This is a genomic window from Marinobacter lutaoensis, assembly GCF_001981305.1.
In the GTDB taxonomy this organism is placed as follows: Bacteria; Pseudomonadota; Gammaproteobacteria; order Pseudomonadales; family Oleiphilaceae; genus Marinobacter; species Marinobacter lutaoensis.
Genome location: NZ_MSCW01000001.1, coordinates 180,877 through 197,143, shown reverse-complemented (window position 1 = coordinate 197,143; position 16,267 = coordinate 180,877). Strand labels below are relative to the sequence as shown.

Here is a 16,267-nt window from a genome sequence, read left to right as displayed (position 1 = left end):
AATGCCTCTCCCTTACCAGTCCCTGTGCGCGAGCACCTCGACGATACGATCACAAGCCTTGCCATCGCCGTAAGGGTTATGGGCATAGGCCATCCTGTGGTAGGCGTCGGCATCCGTCATCAGGTTCGACACCTCCGCCACGATCTGTTCCACCCGGGTACCCACCAACTTGACGGTCCCGGCTTCCACGGCCTCCGGCCGTTCGGTGGTGTCCCGCATCACCAGCACGGGCTTGCCCAATGAGGGCGCTTCCTCCTGAATACCGCCGGAGTCGGTGAGAATGACGTGGGAGCGATTCATGAGGTAGACAAACGGCAGATAATCCAGGGGCTCGATCAGATGTATGTTGTCAATCCCTCCGAGCAAACGCTGTACCGGTTCCCGCACGTTCGGATTCAAATGGACGGGGTAGACAATCCGGCTGTCCGGGAAACGCCTGGCCAGGGTGGCCAGGGCGGTACAAATGCGTTCGAAGCCCCCCCCGAAACTCTCGCGCCGGTGCCCGGTCACCAGCACCAGCGGCCGTGAGTCCTCAAGGAAATCGAACCGCTGCCGGAGGCTTTCCCGCAGGCCGGCCTCGGTCTCCAGCTTGGCCACCACCTGAAGCAGAGCATCAATCACCGTGTTGCCGGTCACCGTGATCCGGGCTTCGGGTACATTTTCTCGCCGAAGATTGTCAGCGGCGCCCCGGGTCGGCGCGAAATGCAGGTGGGCCAACGCTCCGGTCAGTTTCCGGTTGGCCTCTTCCGGCCAGGGCGAGTACAGGTTACCGGTGCGCAGCCCAGCCTCGACGTGAGCCACCGGAATTTGCGAGTAATAGGCCGCCAGGGTGGCGGCAAACGTGGTGGTGGTATCGCCGTGGACCAGTACAAGATCCGGCCGGGCTTCCGCCAGAACCGCCTGCATGCCCTTGAGGATGGCCGCCAGCACCTCCGCGAGATCCTGCCCCGGTTTCATCACCGACAGATCGTAATCCGGCTGCAGCTCAAACAGCCGCAGCACCTGATCCAGCATCTCCCGGTGCTGCCCAGTTACACAAACGCCCGCGTCAAAGCGGGCGTCGGCAGCGAGTTTCAGTGCCAAGGGGGCCATCTTGATGGCTTCGGGGCGGGTACCAAATACGCACAATGTCCTGATCCGGTCCATACATCCTTCTCGACACTCGTCAACGGCAACAGCAGGCGCGCCGGCCCCCGGGGTTTGCAGTCATCCCTGTTACACATAATTACCCATTGTATACTTTTGTAACCGTCGCAACAAAGTTTCTTTATGGAATGATGAGCGGGTGAAGGGGAGATATCTGGAAGGGCGGGATTGCAGAAGACAGTAAGGGACAGGCAGCAGACCGAAGGGTATGGCTATGGTGGAGGTACAGGCAACGCGCCATGCACCAGAAAGTCTGTCAGCTCAAACCCGTAAACCGGCCCCGTACCCGCCGGTTTGAAGGTAACCCGGGCCGGTGTCAGCTCACAGAACCAACGTTCACAGGATCGGGGTGCCCTGTCGGCCAGCGCCCGGGGCGTAAAGAGGGCGCCACAAAGTTGATGGCCAGCCGCACGGGCTGACGGGTATTCAAAAGCCTCCACCCCCGCAGCTCTCATCCGGCTGCCCAGGGTCTGAGACGCCGAATAATCCCGGGGATGGGCCATCTGAGCCGTAAATTCATCGAAAGGCGGCCGCTGCAACTGCACCCCTATTGCCGTGCTGTAACCGACACTGAACAGCGTGTGCTCACTGTTCAGCTTGTCCGTCGGCGGGGTACCGTCCATGGACCAGAGAAACACAAACCGGTAGTAGGCAGATTCCGCCAGGGTGGCGTCAACAGACCGGCCCCCGTAGAACAGGCCCGGCTCATGGACACACCCGAACCGGGACCCCCAAGGCAGTGGCGGATAACGGAATGGGGTTTTCAGAAGATAATGTCGTTCAGAGCGCAGCACTTCCGGATAGTCTGGCTTCGAAGTTTCCAGCAGCTCTTCCAGCACCGCCTGCTCCTCCAGCGTGTCCACGTAACCAATAGTGGCCACCTGCTCCTGGCTTTCCACCAGGCGAAAGAGCACCCCCTCGATGGGGCGGATATGCCTTTCCCCCTGACAGCGGGACCAGATATCCATCAAATCTTGCCTCTTAACGCATCCAAGCAGGTCAGCACACGCACGAGCCCCTGAACCGTCTGCACCTGCTCCGCCGGAATCCCACCGGTCAGGTGGTTGGGTGAGCGCATGAAGTGCCGGATCCAGTCTTCATCCCCACCGGTCAGAGCAAACAGCGCCCGTGCAGCCCGGATCAGCAGCAGAGCCAGCTCACCCTGCTTACTATCAGGCTGCAGATCCAGGTTCTTTTTCAGGCGGGTAATGGCACTGCGGTGAACCCCCAGCACCCCCCCCAGCTCCTCCTGCCGCAACGTCAGCTGCCGGGCCGCGTTCAGAACCGCTTTCGACAACACCACGGCAGGATCAGGCTGCTCCCGGGTCCAGGCAGTCATTCTCGGGCTCCTTGTTGATGGGGTGACCTGAATTCTAGTCGCATATGCGACATTATGGTAGAAAAATAATCAAATGCGACTTCAAGGAGACGACAGGATGCCCTGACGCTGGCCTACGGAGCACACGACCAACGGAACATCGTTGCTCCACCCCAGCGATTGCAGGTCAGTAAATAGTTGACCGCCGGCATCGGCTCAAAACGACCACACCAACGGAATCAGCCCGATCGCCGTCAGTCCAACCAGCAGACTCAGCGGTAACCCAATGCGCACGTAGTCCGTGAAGCGGTAGCGTCCCGGGCCGTACACCATCAGGTTGGTCTGGTAACCCAGGGGCGTGATGAAGGAAGCCGACGCCGCGAACATCACAGCAATGGCAAACGGAAGGAAGCTCACCCCAAGCTGCTCGGACAGCGCCAGGGCAATCGGGAACATCAGAACCGCCGCCGCGTTGTTGGTGATCACCTCGGTAAACAGCGTGGTCAGCAGATAAACGATGGCCAGGGCCAGCCAGGGTGACAAAGGGCCGAACCCAAGCAACTGACCAGCCACCCATTCCGCCGCGCCAGTCACCGTCATGGCATTGCCCAAGGCAAAGGACGCAGCAATCACCACCAGCACCGGCAAGTCAACGCTGCGGCGAGCCCGGCTGGCCGTAATGCAGCCCGACAGAATCATTGCTCCTGCCGCCAGGAAGGCCGCCTCCATAATGCGCAGGAGGCCACTGGCACTGAGGGCCACCATAACGCCGAGAATAACCAGCGCCACCGGCGCCTTACGAAAATCCGGTGGCGTCGAATCATTCAGAGCGCTAACCAACAGGAAGTCCCGGCGGAACCGGTACTGTTCGACGAACTGATGACTGGCCTCCAGCAACAGGGTATCCCCCATCCGAAAGGTAATATCCCCCAGCTTGCCCGGCACCCGGCGCCCTTCCCGGGACACCGACAGGATCACCGCATTGAAGCGGGTCCGGAACCGACTGTCGCGAATGGTTCGGCCCAGGGCGGGAAACTCCGGCCCCAGTACCACTTCCACCAGACAGCGCTGGTGATTGGCCACATCGAGTTTGTGCAGGCTGCCATTGGCCGGCTTCAACCCCTGAATGCGGCGCAGCTCACTGGCACACTCCGCCGCGCCGACAAAGTACAGCCGGTCACCGGCCTGCAACGTCCGGTCTGGATCCACCGCCGTAATCAGGCGCCCGCCCCGATCGATCTCCGTCAGGTAGCCATAGTTAAGCGCCCGCAAGCCCGCCTCGGCAATGGTCTTACCAACCAGCGGCCCGGGCGCCACTTCCATTTCCACCCCGTACTCGCGAATCTGGTCCAGCTCCTCTGACCCCCCCCCCCGATCCGGCAACAGCCGAGAACCGAACAACACCAGAAAACCGCCGCCTACCAGCAACAACGGAATTCCCACCCAGGCCATCTCGAACACCCCCAGGTGAATCCCCTGGCTGGTTTGCAGCATCCCGTCCACCACCAAGTTGGTGCTGGTACCAATCAGCGTACAGGTACCACCGAGAATGGCCGCATAGCTCAGCGGCAACAGCAACTTGGAAGCCGATAGCCCAAGACGCTGGGCCCAGTCCTGAATGGCGGGGATGAACATGGCGACCACCGCGGTGTTGTTCATAAAGGCACTCAGCAACCCCGTGGGGGCAATCATCCGAAGCTGGGCCGCTGTTTCGGTTTTCGGATGCCCCAGTAAACGCCGGGCGATCCACTGAACGGCCCCCGTCTCCTTGAGGCCCGCCGCCACCACGTACAACGTGGCAATGGTAATCACACCCGGGTTGCCGAAGCCCGCCAGGGCTTGGGCCGGGCCGAGGATGCCGGTGATCAACAGAAACGCCAGCGCCGCCATCAGGATCAGATCGGCGGAGACCCGAGTCAGGGCCAGCGCCGACAGCACCGTCCCCAGGGTCAGCAGGGTCAGTATTGCTTGCCAGTCCATCAGTCGGCGATCAACCCCCGGGAAGCCATGAAGGCAATCAGCGCCGCCACGCACTCGTCAACAGTCATGCTGGAGGTGTCCAGGCGTACTTCCGGATGCTCCGGTGCCTCGTAGGGGGAATCGATGCCGGTAAAATGCTTGATCTCCCCCTGCCGCGCCTTTTCGTACAGCCCCTTCGGATCCCTCGCTTCGCAGGTTTCCAGTGGCGTGTCCATGAACACCTCGATGAACTCGCCTGCGGGGAACAGGTTACGCACCATCCGCCGGTCGCTGGTAAAAGGGGAAATGAAAGCACTGAGGACAATCAACCCGGCATCGGTGAATAACTTACTCACCTCGCCAATGCGACGAATGTTCTCTACCCGGTCCTCGTCGGAAAACCCCAGATCTTTGCACAACCCATGGCGTACATTGTCGCCATCCAGCAAAAAGGTATGGTAACCACGCTGATGCAACGCCACATCCAGGGCGTTGGCGATGGTCGACTTGCCAGAACCGCTCAGGCCGGTAAACCAGAGCAGGCAGGGCTTCTGGTTCTTGTTGGCGGCGCGCTCGGCACGGGTGATCTTATGTTCATGCCAGACAATGTTTTCAGCCAAAACAGACACCTTTTCCTTGTGATGTAAAGCAGCGTCCCCGAGGACCCGCCATATGATTTATATGGTTAGAAGATTCCGGAATGTACCGAGTAGCCGCCTGGCGGTAAAGTCGTAAGCTACCCAAGCAACGCCTCCGCCTGCATCAGAATCCGCTCCAGATGCCGCTCGTCAACAAAGCTTTCCGCGTAGATCTTGCACAAGTCCTCGGTACCACTGGGCCTGGCCGCGAACCAGCCGTTGTCAGTCGTGGCCTTGAGGCCCCCGATCGGAGCACCATTCCCCGGCGCATGGATGGAAACCTCCCGCAACGGATCGCCGGCCAGCTCGGAAAAGGGCAGATCGTCTGGCGTCAGGGATTTCAGGCGTTGCTTCTGCTCCGGCGTTGCTGGGAAGTCCTTGCGACGATACACAGGCGCGCCAAAACGCGCCGTCAGCCCGGCGTAATAGTCACTGGGCCGCAGGCCACTTCTGGCCATCAGCTCCGCCGCCAGCAGACAAAGGGTAATTCCGTCCTTGTCCGTGCTCCAGGGCCGGCCGGAGAAGGTCAAAAAACTGGCCCCGGCACTCTCCTCGCCGCCAAAGGCCAGACGGCCGCTGTGCAGCCCTTCCACAAACCACTTGAAACCCACAGGAACCTCATACAGCACCCGACCCCGGCCAGCCACCACCCGGTCGATCATAGAGGAAGACACGAGCGTCTTGCCGATGGCCAACCCCTCGTCCCAGGCGGGGCGATGCCCTAGCAGGTAATCCACGCACACCGCCAGGTAATGGTTGGGGTTCATGAGCCCGCCAGCATCCACGATGCCGTGCCGGTCCGCATCCGGGTCATTGCCGAAGGCAAGATCGAAGCGGGCCCGGATCTTGAGCAGATTAGCCATCGCCGCCGGACTCGAACAATCCATCCGGATCTTGCCGTCATGGTCCGGGGGCATGAAGGCGAAGTCCGGATCCTGCCTGCGGTTGACCACCTCCAGGTTCAGCCCGTAGCGTTTCCCGATCGCTTCCCATACCGCCAGGGACGCCCCCCCCATCGGGTCCACCCCCAGCTTCAGGCCACTGGCGGCAATGGACGCCATATCCACCACATCGCCCAGATGATCGACATACTGGCCTGTGTAGTCCCAGGGCTCCGCACTCGACCGGGCGGCCGCGAGCGACACACGTTTTACACCGGCCAGCCCCTGTTCCAGAAGTTCATTGGCCCGGCGCTCAATCCAGCCTGTGACCTCGGCCGCGGCTGGCCCGCCGTCCGGAGTGTTGTACTTGATGCCACCGTCCTCGGGAGGATTGTGGGACGGCGTGACGACCAGGCCGTCGGCCCGGCCGCCCGCTCCCGCCGCGTTATGCACCAGAATGGCATGGGAAACCAATGGCGTGGGTGTATAGCCCGATTCAGCGTCCACCCGTGCCACCACACCATTGCCAGCCAGGACTTCCAGGGCCGAGTTCATTGCCACACCGGACAAGGCATGGGTGTCCTTGCCCAGATACATGGGGCCGTCAATCCCCTGCTGCCATCGCCAGTCCACCACGGCCTGGACAATCGCCAGGATGTGGTGCTCATTGAAGCTACGGCGCAAGGATGAGCCCCGGTGGCCGGAGGTCCCAAAGCTGACCCGTTCGGCCGGATTCGAGGGATCCGGCGTATCGCCGGAATATGCGGACAGCAGGTTGGAAATGTCGATGGTCATGGTCTTGGACTCCTGACGTTGGAACGCCAAACGGCCAGTGTATTGAAACCGAGCCTGCGCTTGACCCAGTAAACCGCAAGCAAGTTTTGCGCCCCCACCGCCAGCGCAGTGGAGATTGCGGCGCCGAGCGCGCCGTAGAGCGGAACCAGAATAAACGTAATTGCCACGCTGACCGGAGCCACCAGCAGCAGCGTGTTACGCAAATCCCGCTCATGGCCGGACATGCTCAGCAGGTAGCCGACGGATCCGGTGAGCACATTCACGAACTGCCCCAGGGCCAGCACCTGAAGCAAGGGGCTGCCCCCGGTAAAGCCGGCGCCGAACAGCCCCATCAGAAACTCCGGGAACACCAGCATCACTGCGACAACCGGCGTGGCGCCCAGTGCCATCAGCCGGACCGCCGTCAATGCCATGTTGCGTAACGCCGGCATATCACCGGCCGCGTGCAGTGCCGCAAACCGGGGCGCCACCACCATATTGACCGCCATCAGGATAAAACTCACCAGCAGCGCGGTCCGCTGAGCCACCGCCAGCTGCGCGATTTCCTCGGGTTGCAGATAGGCACCGCCGACAAACTGCCCCGTCCACTGAATCAGCTGATTCATCAACAGCACGATCCAGAGCGGCCAGGCCGATTCGAGCATGGTACGCAGGGACGTGTCGTAGTGTGCGTTTGACGCCGTCCCCCGCACGGACCGGTACCAGAACATCAAAAAGCCGGCCAGTACCAGCACCGACCCCAGGCTGTAAGCCAGCGCCGCCTGCTCGCCCGTCGATACTCCGGTACCCCAGACAATGAGCACCAGCACCATATTGGCGGCCACATTCATCGCAATGATGGCCGACGACACCCGCCCCAACCCCTGAAAGCTCTGCGCCAGCAGCCACAACACCGCCATGGTGACCACGCCCGGCGCAATGGCCGCCAGTACGGGACCAAACTCCGGCTTATTGAACACCCTACGGGCCAGGTCATCCGACGCCAGCCAGAGTGCCAGAGCCACGCACCCGGACACCACCAGGGTTACGCCGGCACCCCGAAAAAAGAGCTGACGCACGGCCTGAGTGTCTCCCTGGGAACGAGCCGCTGCGGTATGACGCAGAATCACGTTGTCAAAGCCGCAACGGGTCACCGCCGCCAGGAAGGTCACCACGGTAAACCCCAGAAAGAAATAACCACTTTGCTCAACCCCCAAGGTCCGGGCCAGCACCAGGTTCATAAGAAACGCGGCAACCGCCCCGAATCCCTTGACGAACAACGCGACCAGCGACTGCAGTACAACCCCATCCAACCTGACGTTCATACCTTCCTCTTGAACAACACAGGGCGTTCCGGTCACCCGGTCGGCAGGATCTTCCGGCACAGTGGCACCAGCGCTCGCCGCCAGTTGCCAGGGGGAACACCCGCCTCACGCCGGAGCTTGCCACCATCCAGCACCGAATAGGCCGGGCGTTGCACCGGTGCTGGGAAGTCCGACGACGCAATGGGCACAAGCCTGGGAGAAGGGAATGTATCAGACACCTGGCTGCAGGCTGCAAAGATCGCCTGGGCAAAGCCAAACCAGCTGCAGGGCTCACCGCCCGAGAAATGGTAGACCCCGCTCTCCGGCCTGCCCCGGCACAGCGCCACCAAAGCCTCGGCAAGATCGCCGGCGTAGGTGGGAGTGCCCACTTGGTCGTCAACGATGGACAGCGTGTCCCGTTCATGGGCCAGCCGGATTATGGTCCGGAGAAAGTTATGGCCATATTCACTGAACAACCAGGCCGTGCGGACCACCAGGTGCCGATCCGCGAGCCGGGCCGCCTGCTCCCCGGCCAGTTTACTGGCACCGTACACGCCTACGGGATTGGCCATATCGGATTCCAGATACGGACGACGCAGGGTGCCATCGAACACATAATCGGTGGACACATGCACCAGAGCCGCCCCGGCCCGGTTGGCCGCCCGCGCCAGATGCTCAACCCCCTCGGCATTGACGGCCCAGGCGGTCTCCCGATCCGTTTCGGCCCGATCCACCGACGTGTAGGCAGCCGCATTGACGATGATATTCGGGCGCACCGCCATGACCCTGGCGTTTACCCCGCTGCGGTCGGTAATGTCCAGCCCGTCCCGGCCCAGCGCGACCACACGGTCATCGCTGTCCGCCAGCCGGTCCAGCAGGCACCGGCCCAACTGCCCATTCGCACCCGTGACCAGAAGCTTCATGCCTGGCAAAACTCCCGAAAAGTGGGGGCCTGGGCGTCCTTGTCCGACAGTGTTATCTCGACCCCGGATGGCCACTGGATGGCCAGGTCCGGATCGTTCCAGACAATGGCACCTTCATCGCTGGGGTCATAGTAATCCGTGCACTTGTATTCGAAGTCCGCGAATTCACTCAACACCAGGAAACCATGGGCAAATCCGGGAGGAACCCATACCTGCCGCTTGTTGTCTCCGCTCAGATACACGCCTTCCCACTGACCAAATGTCGGTGAACGTCGGCGCAGATCAACCGCGACATCAAACACCTCGCCGTGTACCACCCGAACCAGTTTGCCCTGGGGTCGGCGCAACTGGAAGTGCAGCCCTCGAAGCACACCGCGCGACGACCTGGAATGGTTGTCCTGGACAAACGCCAGATCGATACCCGCCTGCTCCCGGTAGCGCTGGGCCTGAAAGGTTTCCAGAAAGAACCCCCGATGGTCACCGAATACCTGTGGCTCGATCACCACGCAACCTGACAGCCGTGTCGGGATGACGTTCACAACGTTTCCCCCACCAGCCGCAACAGATACTGCCCATAGCCCGTTTTGCCCAGTGCTTCGCCCTGGGCCCGCAAATCCCCGACGCCGATCCAGCCCTTACGAAAGGCTATCTCCTCCAGGCAGGCAATTTTCAGGCCCTGTCGATGCTCAACCGTCTGAACAAACTGCCCCGCATCGATCAGCGAGTCGTACGTGCCGGTGTCCAGCCAGGCGAAGCCGCGCCCCAGCAACGACACACTCAGATCTCCCCGCTCCAGATAGGCTTGGTTGACATCCGTAATCTCAAGCTCGCCCCTCGCGGAGGGCCGGATGGCCCGGGCGATCTCCACCACATCATTGTCGTAGAAGTACAGCCCGGTTACCGCGTAGTTGGACTTCGGCTTCGCCGGCTTCTCTTCGATACCCAGTACCTGGCCGTCCGGTCCGAACTCCACGACCCCGAAACGCTCCGGGTCCTTTACGTGATACCCGAAAATCGTCGCTCCGGTTGGCCGGGCCACAGCCTGGGCCAGCTTGTCGGAGAAGTGCTGCCCGTAAAAAATGTTGTCCCCCAGCACCAGGCATACGTTATCGTTTCCAATGAACTCCGCACCGATGAGAAACGACTGGGCCAGGCCATCGGGAGACGGCTGCTCAGCGTAGGTCACGTGGATTCCAAACTGGTGTCCATCGCCCAGCAGGCGCTGAAAGCCGGGCAAATCATTGGGCGTGGAAATGACCAACACCTCACGGATCCCGGCAAGCATCAACACCGACAACGGGTAATAAATCATCGGCTTGTCGTAGATTGGCAGCAACTGCTTCGAAATACCCAGAGTGATGGGGTGCAGTCGCGTACCCGCGCCCCCGGCCAGGATAATGCCCTTATATCTCGTCACGCCCTGCCCTCGTTGTCATCACACACGCGCCCCGGTCACTCCGGTTTACCGATACGATCCAGCCGGTAGGCCCCAGACAACACCCGTTGCCACCATGGCCGATTGTCCAAATACCACTGTACGGTCTTGCGCAAGCCCGTTTCAAATGTCTCCCTGGGCGCCCAGCCCAGCTCCCGCTCGATCTTGCCAGCATCGATGGCGTACCGTCGGTCATGGCCAGGCCGGTCCGGAACGAACGTGATCAGATCCCGGTACGCCCTCACGCCCACCGGTTTCTCGGGCGCCAGCACCTCCAGGAGACCACACAGCGCTTCCACCACGTCCAGATTCTTCACCTCATTATGGCCTCCGATGTTATAGGTGCTCCCCACCTCGCCATGGAGCACCACCTCTACCAAAGCCCGGGCATGGTCCTCCACATAGAGCCAGTCCCGAATCTGGGCCCCATCGCCATACACCGGCAACGGCTTGCCTGCCAGAGCATTCAGGATCATGTGGGGAATCAGCTTTTCAGGAAACTGGCAGGGACCGTAGTTGTTCGAGCAATGGGTAACCAACACCGGCAACCCGTAGGTCCGGTGCCAAGCTCGCACCAAGTGGTCGGAACCGGCCTTGGAGGCCGAATAGGGTGAGCTGGGAGCGTAAGGTGTTGCCTCGGTAAACAGATCGGACGAGCCGGACAGATCGCCGTAAACCTCATCCGTGGAAACATGCAGAAAGCGGAACCGGGAACGTTCCCCGGCAGACAGTCCCATCCAATAGTGTCGGGCGGCTTCCAGCAACACGCAGGTGCCCACCACATTGGTCTGAACAAATGCGGCCGGCCCTTCGATCGACCGGTCCACATGAGACTCCGCCGCCAAGTGCATCACCACCGTGGGCCGGAATTCGGTGAAGACCCGCTCGACGGCCAGCCGATCACAGATGTCCGCCTGGTAGAAGCGATACCGTGGCGAATCCGCCGCCGGCCCCAACGACTCGGGGTTGGCCGCGTAGGTCAGCTTGTCCAGATTGGCGACCTCATACCGGCCCTGTCCGACAAGAAAACGGACCAAAGCGGAACCGATAAAGCCGCAACCACCAGTGACGAGTATTCGAGCGTTCATTTAAGTAACAGCCAATTTTGGGCGATAAGACCGTATGCCTATTAGCACCTAGCAAAGAATATCGTATTGGATACCAGCCGACTCCACTACACGAAGGGTTTTTTCCGAAGGAGAGACCAGATAAACCTTTGATGCGATCTTCATCAACGGCAAATCTTCATAGTGATCTGTGATAACGACCACGTCCTTGGGGTCCTGGCATACCTGCTTCAGTGATTCGACCTTGTTTTCAGAGTAATTTTCGAAAAAATCGTCACCGACAAAGGTACTGCCAATGACATGAGAGACATGCACACCAATTAAATCAACAGTATGTTCAAGATAAACCAGAGGTGCTGCAGATGAGATTACCCTAGTCCCCTCACAGGAATTCAAAAAATCTAATACTCGATCATTCACATGCCGGGAAAGTGAGCTCGAAACATAGTCATTATTTAAAAATCGACTCAGATTCACCAGATTTTTTTTGAAATCAAAGTGGCTCACCAGTCCCAACTTACGAACAACAAGTAAAAAAACGACTTTGACTGAAAGAAAAGGCCTGAACTCCAGAAGAAAACCCTTCGCTATAGATAAAACCCACAAAGGAAACGAGTTGACTCTTACCAGCGTGCCGTCAAAATCGCACACCACTACACGCCTACTCATGCGTCCAACGCCCAGGGAAAACGAACCAACACACCTTTTTTGAAGGAAAAATCCGGTTCAAACACAGGATTTTCCTGAGTGACAACAAATACCGCAGAACGAACAGATACATCAGATGCATTACCGGCTGCCAAATCCATTATATGGGAGACGACGGATTTTAAGCTATAGCCAGAATCAACAGCATCATCTACCACAATTACAGTGTCGTATTCAGAGTAGTCCGCCAGAATTGAAGTAACCTCCCTTTCTGGAGACCGCTTTAATGAAAGAAAAGAGTGTTCCACATTTCTCAAAAAATTCAGAAAAAATTTGGGCAAAATCCGAATGACAGATCTAAAAATACGCCCGATCACTCCCTCTTTTTTCTTCTTGGTGGAAGGCCGAGAACACCTGACGAACGAAATTGAGGTCCTAGTCAGATTCTTGACCTCTTCAAACAACGCTTCCGCTATGGGCACGCCTCCAGATTCGACACCTATAATTAAGACGCTGCGTTTTTCACCGAGATTAAAAAAGTCAATGGCCTCCGAGCAAAAGCTCTTAAGCATCTCATCATCAGCATCCAGCACCTTCATGACTCCGGGCCTCTTCTATAAATATATTTCTTCAAATGAGTCAGAACTCCTCTTGGAAAAACCAAAATAAGAAAATTCTTGATCAGACCAACCGTACTATTCATAGAAAAATTATAGTTATCCCAAAGAAGCTTAACCTTGCTTCTGGACTGTCTAAACCTTTTTGTCGTCGAAATACTTCTAGGACTCACTTCATACTGGAGTAAGACTTCCGGCAAATTGGCCAAATCCCACTTTTTTGAAAGCTCAAGGAAACATGCCCAGTCTTCCAAAGCTGGATAGTCGTCAGGGTATCCTCCAACCGCTTGAACCGCCTGTAGCCGAAACATTGTTGCGGGGTGGACAAATGGATTGTACCGATAAATTGCTTTTTTTATCTCTTCGCCGTGCACAGGATGTTTTAAAACAAACAAATGATCCCCATCTGGGTTTATGAACTCCACCCAGCAACCAACCAGGGCAACATGAGGATTCTTCTCTAGAAAATCACGTTGCTTAGAAAATCTCAGCCCCTGATTTCTGTCCCCCGCATCCAACCTGGCTACATACGAATAGTTTTCCTGTTCTGCTATTTCCAAGCCCTTGTTGAGTGCTGCAACAATTCCCTGGTTTCGCCCGAGCTTGAATAGCTTAACATTACCATAGGCCTTGAAGGCTTTAGAAAGATCATCTTCGGTGGGAGGAACGTCACTTCCATCATCAACAACCAGAACATCCACAGATTCAGCTGACTCTATGCTGGATATTGTTTTAAAAAGAGCTTCACCACCATTAAAATTTGGGATAAGAACTACGGTATCATTCTTTGTATTTCCAGGCACTGTAGTCTTTCTCCGTTATTTCGCTGAGTAGATCAATGTCTTTATCAAAAAATCCTGAAAGAAGCTTTTTGTCGGATTGCGTTAACGCAAACTCTGGCTCAGCATCTTTATAAAGAAGCCTATTAACAATCGGGTTCATTTTTATTGAACCCACCAAATTGCTGAGACCTAAGCGCCGAGCCAGCAGAGCACATTTTTTAACAAGATACGACAGCTTCCTTGACCTTGCAGGCCTAGCCTTATTGACAACCTTCCCAAGAACAGATGGTGAAAAATAAGAAACACCCAAAAACTCGTATATCTGAGTTAAAAAAGCCACCGGGTCAGCCTTTAGGGTATCGTACTCCAGCAACATCACTTGCTCTTTCTCAAAAATCTTATAAAGCTCACTGATATTTCGACCGTAAAGAGAACCCTCAACAAGTTCCGTATGCTTGTTTATAAGCTCTTCAACACGCCCGAAACCATACCCATTTCTTTGAAGAAATCGAATTCCAGACTCTGTTCTCTCATATGGATTCCGAATACAGACCAAAATTTTTGCACTTTCATTATAATTTTTTATTCTTTTTAAGGCATCAAAGCATATCAAATAATCATGGGAAAAGTCCCCAACATGCTTGCTGAAGTCACACCCTTCGAATTGATTGTGATACCACTCAACGCCTTTATCAAAAAATTGATCAAAGAAATAAATATCTTTCGCTTTTGGCAGACTAAACTCTGGATGTTCAGACAAAGCCTGATACACCCAAGTGGATGCAGTTTTGCTGGGGCCGACAAAAAAGAAATTAACCATCATAACTATAGCCGTATTTCTTTGCCATCCAAAACGTCATAGCCCATGTAAGCGCCGCATCTAATTTACGCTGCTTCTTTTTCCATTCCATATCGGGCTTAATATTAGTAAAACCACTATCAAACTTAACTGGATTACCACCTATAGTATGCAAATTATTCACAGGTTCGCCATGCCCGCTACATCCAATATATTCTCGCAAACTTTTAATAGCATCCTCCGGCGAGTTTACAAAGTCCTCATACCTAAGAAAAAAATTTTCACCCATAACCTTTTCTGATTGAGCATTCATTACTAACCATAATGCACTGGACTTATAAAATGAGTGCCTAGGCATAAAAGACAAATCTGGCGACTCTTTTCTTATTTTCTTTCTGGACCAGGAATAAACAACAGCTCGCGGATGCCTAACCAAGTGAATATTTTTTATGTTAATCCTTTTCGATTTGGACAAAATTGCAGCATGAGTTGGATTTTTTGAACTATCAAGAACTATACTTTTATTCGACTCATCACAAATTATTTCGTACATCTCTTCATGCTTTTTGATATACCATTGAAGGTCATCTGGGACACGTTCAAGAGATTGAATTTTCCAAAAATTTCTTATTCTATCGTACTTATACCTAATAGACTCCATCTTTAAAAAAAAATCGGCCAGCGACTTTTCATCAGAAACCGAGCCAATAACCTTTGACCAAAAATCACAATCCAGAATTGACCTTTCACAAGAGCACCTATACCCAAGTAGTCCCCTTTCCCATATATTTCTCATTTCTCCCACAGGGAAAATTTCTGATCTTTTTGAGAGAACGGCCTCTATAACAGTACTTCCACTACGACCGTAGCCATTCACTAGAACGACATTCATTTGAACCTCATCAAAATAAAGATTTTTGTGACAATCAAATAAATTATAAATGGGGCTGTAAAGTATAAATTCTTGGCATATGGGTTAGTACTGCTAAAACCTAGCGTCAAGACAAAAAAAGCCCAAAAAATCTTTTCACTGCCATTTAATTTTATTTTTTTAAAAATCTTATCAATCGACTGAAAAGAAATACCCATAAAAAACATAGGGACTATCATGTACCACCCCATGTCTGCCCATAAAGCAGTAAAAGATGGGTTTGTAGAAACATTTTCATATCCATATATTTGTTTGTTAAGCCAGACACCAAAGGTATCACCACTGCCAGGCAGATAATTTGTTAAGTCCATCAAAAAAGCACCACCCCACAAAAAGCCCGACGAATAGTTAAAATTTTCTAAAACATAAACAGCATTCTTTATGTTAACAAAAAACAACCGGAAAAAAACATTCCGCCATATTTGATCGGCATCCAGCCCCCTATACTTCAAATAAGTAATAGCATAAAATAAAACAAGAAGCGCCAAAAAAAAGAAAACCTTCAAGACGAGCTTTGGAGAATAGTACCTCTCCTTTGCTATCATATATGCTAAAACAAGTTTTGCTGGAGCCGACTTGAAAGCTGTTAAAAATGAAACGATTAAAACAACAGAATATGAAACCAATTTAACAGCAGTTCCTTTATTGCCGACTAAAATGAATACATACATAGGCGACAAATAAGTAAGCAGAAAAAAAAATGGTGTAGCTCCAGCCGCCGCTTTGAATCGAGCTTCATCTGGACTATTAGAAAAGTAGGGGACACCATACCTAAAGTAATAACCCCCAACAATAAAACCTAATGCAACTACCAAAAATACCCTTATTTTTTTATAAACAGACAACTCGCCGGGAAACTTAATAATACCATAATAAAAAAACGCCCTATAAAATCAAAATTAACTGTCTTTTCGGAAAGATAAGCACCAGCAAGAAAGGAAATAAGAAACAATGAAGAAGAAAGAACTAACAACCTCGAAGTTTTTTCATCAAGATTCTCTGCCGACAGATAATAAGGAATACCAACATAGTACCCAACAACATA

General features: G+C 54.8%; 17 protein-coding genes. All 17 read right to left on the bottom strand.

What is annotated here, in order from left to right:
* Positions 1 to 12 precede the first annotated feature (12 nt).
* Complete coding sequence (gene wecB, locus BTO32_RS00895) at positions 13 to 1,146, bottom strand: non-hydrolyzing UDP-N-acetylglucosamine 2-epimerase (RefSeq protein ID WP_076722564.1); 1,134 nt, start codon at positions 1,144 to 1,146, stop codon at positions 13 to 15.
* Between the two features lie 212 nt (positions 1,147 to 1,358).
* Positions 1,359 to 2,117 (bottom strand): RES family NAD+ phosphorylase, encoded by a 759-nt coding sequence (locus tag BTO32_RS00890; protein ID WP_425435205.1) that lies wholly within the window; start codon positions 2,115 to 2,117, stop codon positions 1,359 to 1,361.
* Positions 2,114 to 2,485 carry an MbcA/ParS/Xre antitoxin family protein gene (locus BTO32_RS00885; protein ID WP_076722562.1) on the bottom strand — a complete coding sequence of 124 codons (372 nt, stop codon included), beginning with the start codon at positions 2,483 to 2,485 and terminating at the stop codon, positions 2,114 to 2,116. The genes BTO32_RS00890 and BTO32_RS00885 overlap by 4 nt, the downstream gene beginning before the upstream one ends.
* A gap of 195 nt (positions 2,486 to 2,680) precedes the next feature.
* Complete coding sequence (locus BTO32_RS00880) at positions 2,681 to 4,444, bottom strand: SLC13 family permease (RefSeq protein ID WP_076722561.1); 1,764 nt, start codon at positions 4,442 to 4,444, stop codon at positions 2,681 to 2,683.
* Positions 4,444 to 5,043: an adenylyl-sulfate kinase gene (gene cysC, locus BTO32_RS00875; protein ID WP_076722560.1), complete on the bottom strand. Its 600-nt coding sequence runs from the start codon at positions 5,041 to 5,043 to the stop codon at positions 4,444 to 4,446. Before cysC ends, BTO32_RS00880 begins: the two co-directional genes overlap by 1 nt.
* 116 nt (positions 5,044 to 5,159) lie before the next feature.
* Complete coding sequence (gene pgm, locus BTO32_RS00870) at positions 5,160 to 6,737, bottom strand: phosphoglucomutase (alpha-D-glucose-1,6-bisphosphate-dependent) (RefSeq protein WP_076722559.1); 1,578 nt, start codon at positions 6,735 to 6,737, stop codon at positions 5,160 to 5,162.
* Positions 6,734 to 8,041, bottom strand: a complete 1,308-nt coding sequence (locus BTO32_RS00865) for a flippase (protein ID WP_076722558.1) — start codon at positions 8,039 to 8,041, stop codon at positions 6,734 to 6,736. The genes pgm and BTO32_RS00865 overlap by 4 nt, the downstream gene beginning before the upstream one ends.
* Before the next feature lie 32 nt (positions 8,042 to 8,073).
* Entirely contained in the window at positions 8,074 to 8,943 is an 870-nt protein-coding gene (gene rfbD, locus BTO32_RS00860; RefSeq protein WP_076722557.1) for a dTDP-4-dehydrorhamnose reductase, read from the bottom strand.
* Entirely contained in the window at positions 8,940 to 9,482 is a 543-nt protein-coding gene (gene rfbC, locus BTO32_RS00855; protein ID WP_076722556.1) for a dTDP-4-dehydrorhamnose 3,5-epimerase, read from the bottom strand. Before rfbC ends, rfbD begins: the two co-directional genes overlap by 4 nt.
* Positions 9,479 to 10,360 carry a glucose-1-phosphate thymidylyltransferase RfbA gene (rfbA, locus tag BTO32_RS00850; protein ID WP_076722555.1) on the bottom strand — a complete coding sequence of 294 codons (882 nt, stop codon included), beginning with the start codon at positions 10,358 to 10,360 and terminating at the stop codon, positions 9,479 to 9,481. The genes rfbC and rfbA overlap by 4 nt, the downstream gene beginning before the upstream one ends.
* 35 nt (positions 10,361 to 10,395) lie before the next feature.
* Positions 10,396 to 11,466, bottom strand: coding sequence for a dTDP-glucose 4,6-dehydratase (gene rfbB / locus BTO32_RS00845; RefSeq protein WP_076722554.1), 1,071 nt, complete (start codon positions 11,464 to 11,466; stop codon positions 10,396 to 10,398).
* 48 nt (positions 11,467 to 11,514) lie between these two features.
* Positions 11,515 to 12,114, bottom strand: coding sequence for an HAD family hydrolase (locus BTO32_RS00840; protein ID WP_076722553.1), 600 nt, complete (start codon positions 12,112 to 12,114; stop codon positions 11,515 to 11,517).
* Positions 12,111 to 12,692, bottom strand: a complete 582-nt coding sequence (locus tag BTO32_RS00835; RefSeq protein WP_076722552.1) for a phosphoribosyltransferase family protein — start codon at positions 12,690 to 12,692, stop codon at positions 12,111 to 12,113. The genes BTO32_RS00840 and BTO32_RS00835 overlap by 4 nt, the downstream gene beginning before the upstream one ends.
* Complete coding sequence (locus BTO32_RS00830; RefSeq protein WP_076722551.1) at positions 12,689 to 13,513, bottom strand: glycosyltransferase; 825 nt, start codon at positions 13,511 to 13,513, stop codon at positions 12,689 to 12,691. The genes BTO32_RS00835 and BTO32_RS00830 overlap by 4 nt, the downstream gene beginning before the upstream one ends.
* Positions 13,491 to 14,315 (bottom strand): sulfotransferase family protein, encoded by an 825-nt coding sequence (locus BTO32_RS00825; RefSeq protein WP_076722550.1) that lies wholly within the window; start codon positions 14,313 to 14,315, stop codon positions 13,491 to 13,493. Before BTO32_RS00825 ends, BTO32_RS00830 begins: the two co-directional genes overlap by 23 nt.
* Positions 14,305 to 15,183, bottom strand: coding sequence for a sulfotransferase (locus BTO32_RS00820; RefSeq protein WP_076722549.1), 879 nt, complete (start codon positions 15,181 to 15,183; stop codon positions 14,305 to 14,307). Before BTO32_RS00820 ends, BTO32_RS00825 begins: the two co-directional genes overlap by 11 nt.
* Positions 15,180 to 16,037, bottom strand: a complete 858-nt coding sequence (locus BTO32_RS17630) for a hypothetical protein (RefSeq protein WP_139338997.1) — start codon at positions 16,035 to 16,037, stop codon at positions 15,180 to 15,182. Before BTO32_RS17630 ends, BTO32_RS00820 begins: the two co-directional genes overlap by 4 nt.
* Positions 16,038 to 16,267: the final 230 nt, after the last annotated feature.

What these genes read in the sequence shown, in the direction of transcription:
- BTO32_RS00840 (WP_076722553.1), bottom strand. Translation starts at nt 12,114, where the DNA reads ATGAGTAGGCGTGTAGTGGTGTGCGATTTTGACGGCACGCTGGTAAGA.
- BTO32_RS00835 (WP_076722552.1), bottom strand. Translation starts at nt 12,692, where the DNA reads ATGAAGGTGCTGGATGCTGATGATGAGATGCTTAAGAGCTTTTGCTCG.
- BTO32_RS00820 (WP_076722549.1), bottom strand. Translation starts at nt 15,183, where the DNA reads ATGAATGTCGTTCTAGTGAATGGCTACGGTCGTAGTGGAAGTACTGTT.
- rfbB (WP_076722554.1), bottom strand. Translation starts at nt 11,466, where the DNA reads ATGAACGCTCGAATACTCGTCACTGGTGGTTGCGGCTTTATCGGTTCC.
- BTO32_RS00880 (WP_076722561.1), bottom strand. Translation starts at nt 4,444, where the DNA reads ATGGACTGGCAAGCAATACTGACCCTGCTGACCCTGGGGACGGTGCTG.
- BTO32_RS00885 (WP_076722562.1), bottom strand. Translation starts at nt 2,485, where the DNA reads ATGACTGCCTGGACCCGGGAGCAGCCTGATCCTGCCGTGGTGTTGTCG.
- BTO32_RS00865 (WP_076722558.1), bottom strand. Translation starts at nt 8,041, where the DNA reads ATGAACGTCAGGTTGGATGGGGTTGTACTGCAGTCGCTGGTCGCGTTG.
- rfbD (WP_076722557.1), bottom strand. Translation starts at nt 8,943, where the DNA reads ATGAAGCTTCTGGTCACGGGTGCGAATGGGCAGTTGGGCCGGTGCCTG.
- pgm (WP_076722559.1), bottom strand. Translation starts at nt 6,737, where the DNA reads ATGACCATCGACATTTCCAACCTGCTGTCCGCATATTCCGGCGATACG.
- BTO32_RS00825 (WP_076722550.1), bottom strand. Translation starts at nt 14,315, where the DNA reads ATGATGGTTAATTTCTTTTTTGTCGGCCCCAGCAAAACTGCATCCACT.
- wecB (WP_076722564.1), bottom strand. Translation starts at nt 1,146, where the DNA reads ATGGACCGGATCAGGACATTGTGCGTATTTGGTACCCGCCCCGAAGCC.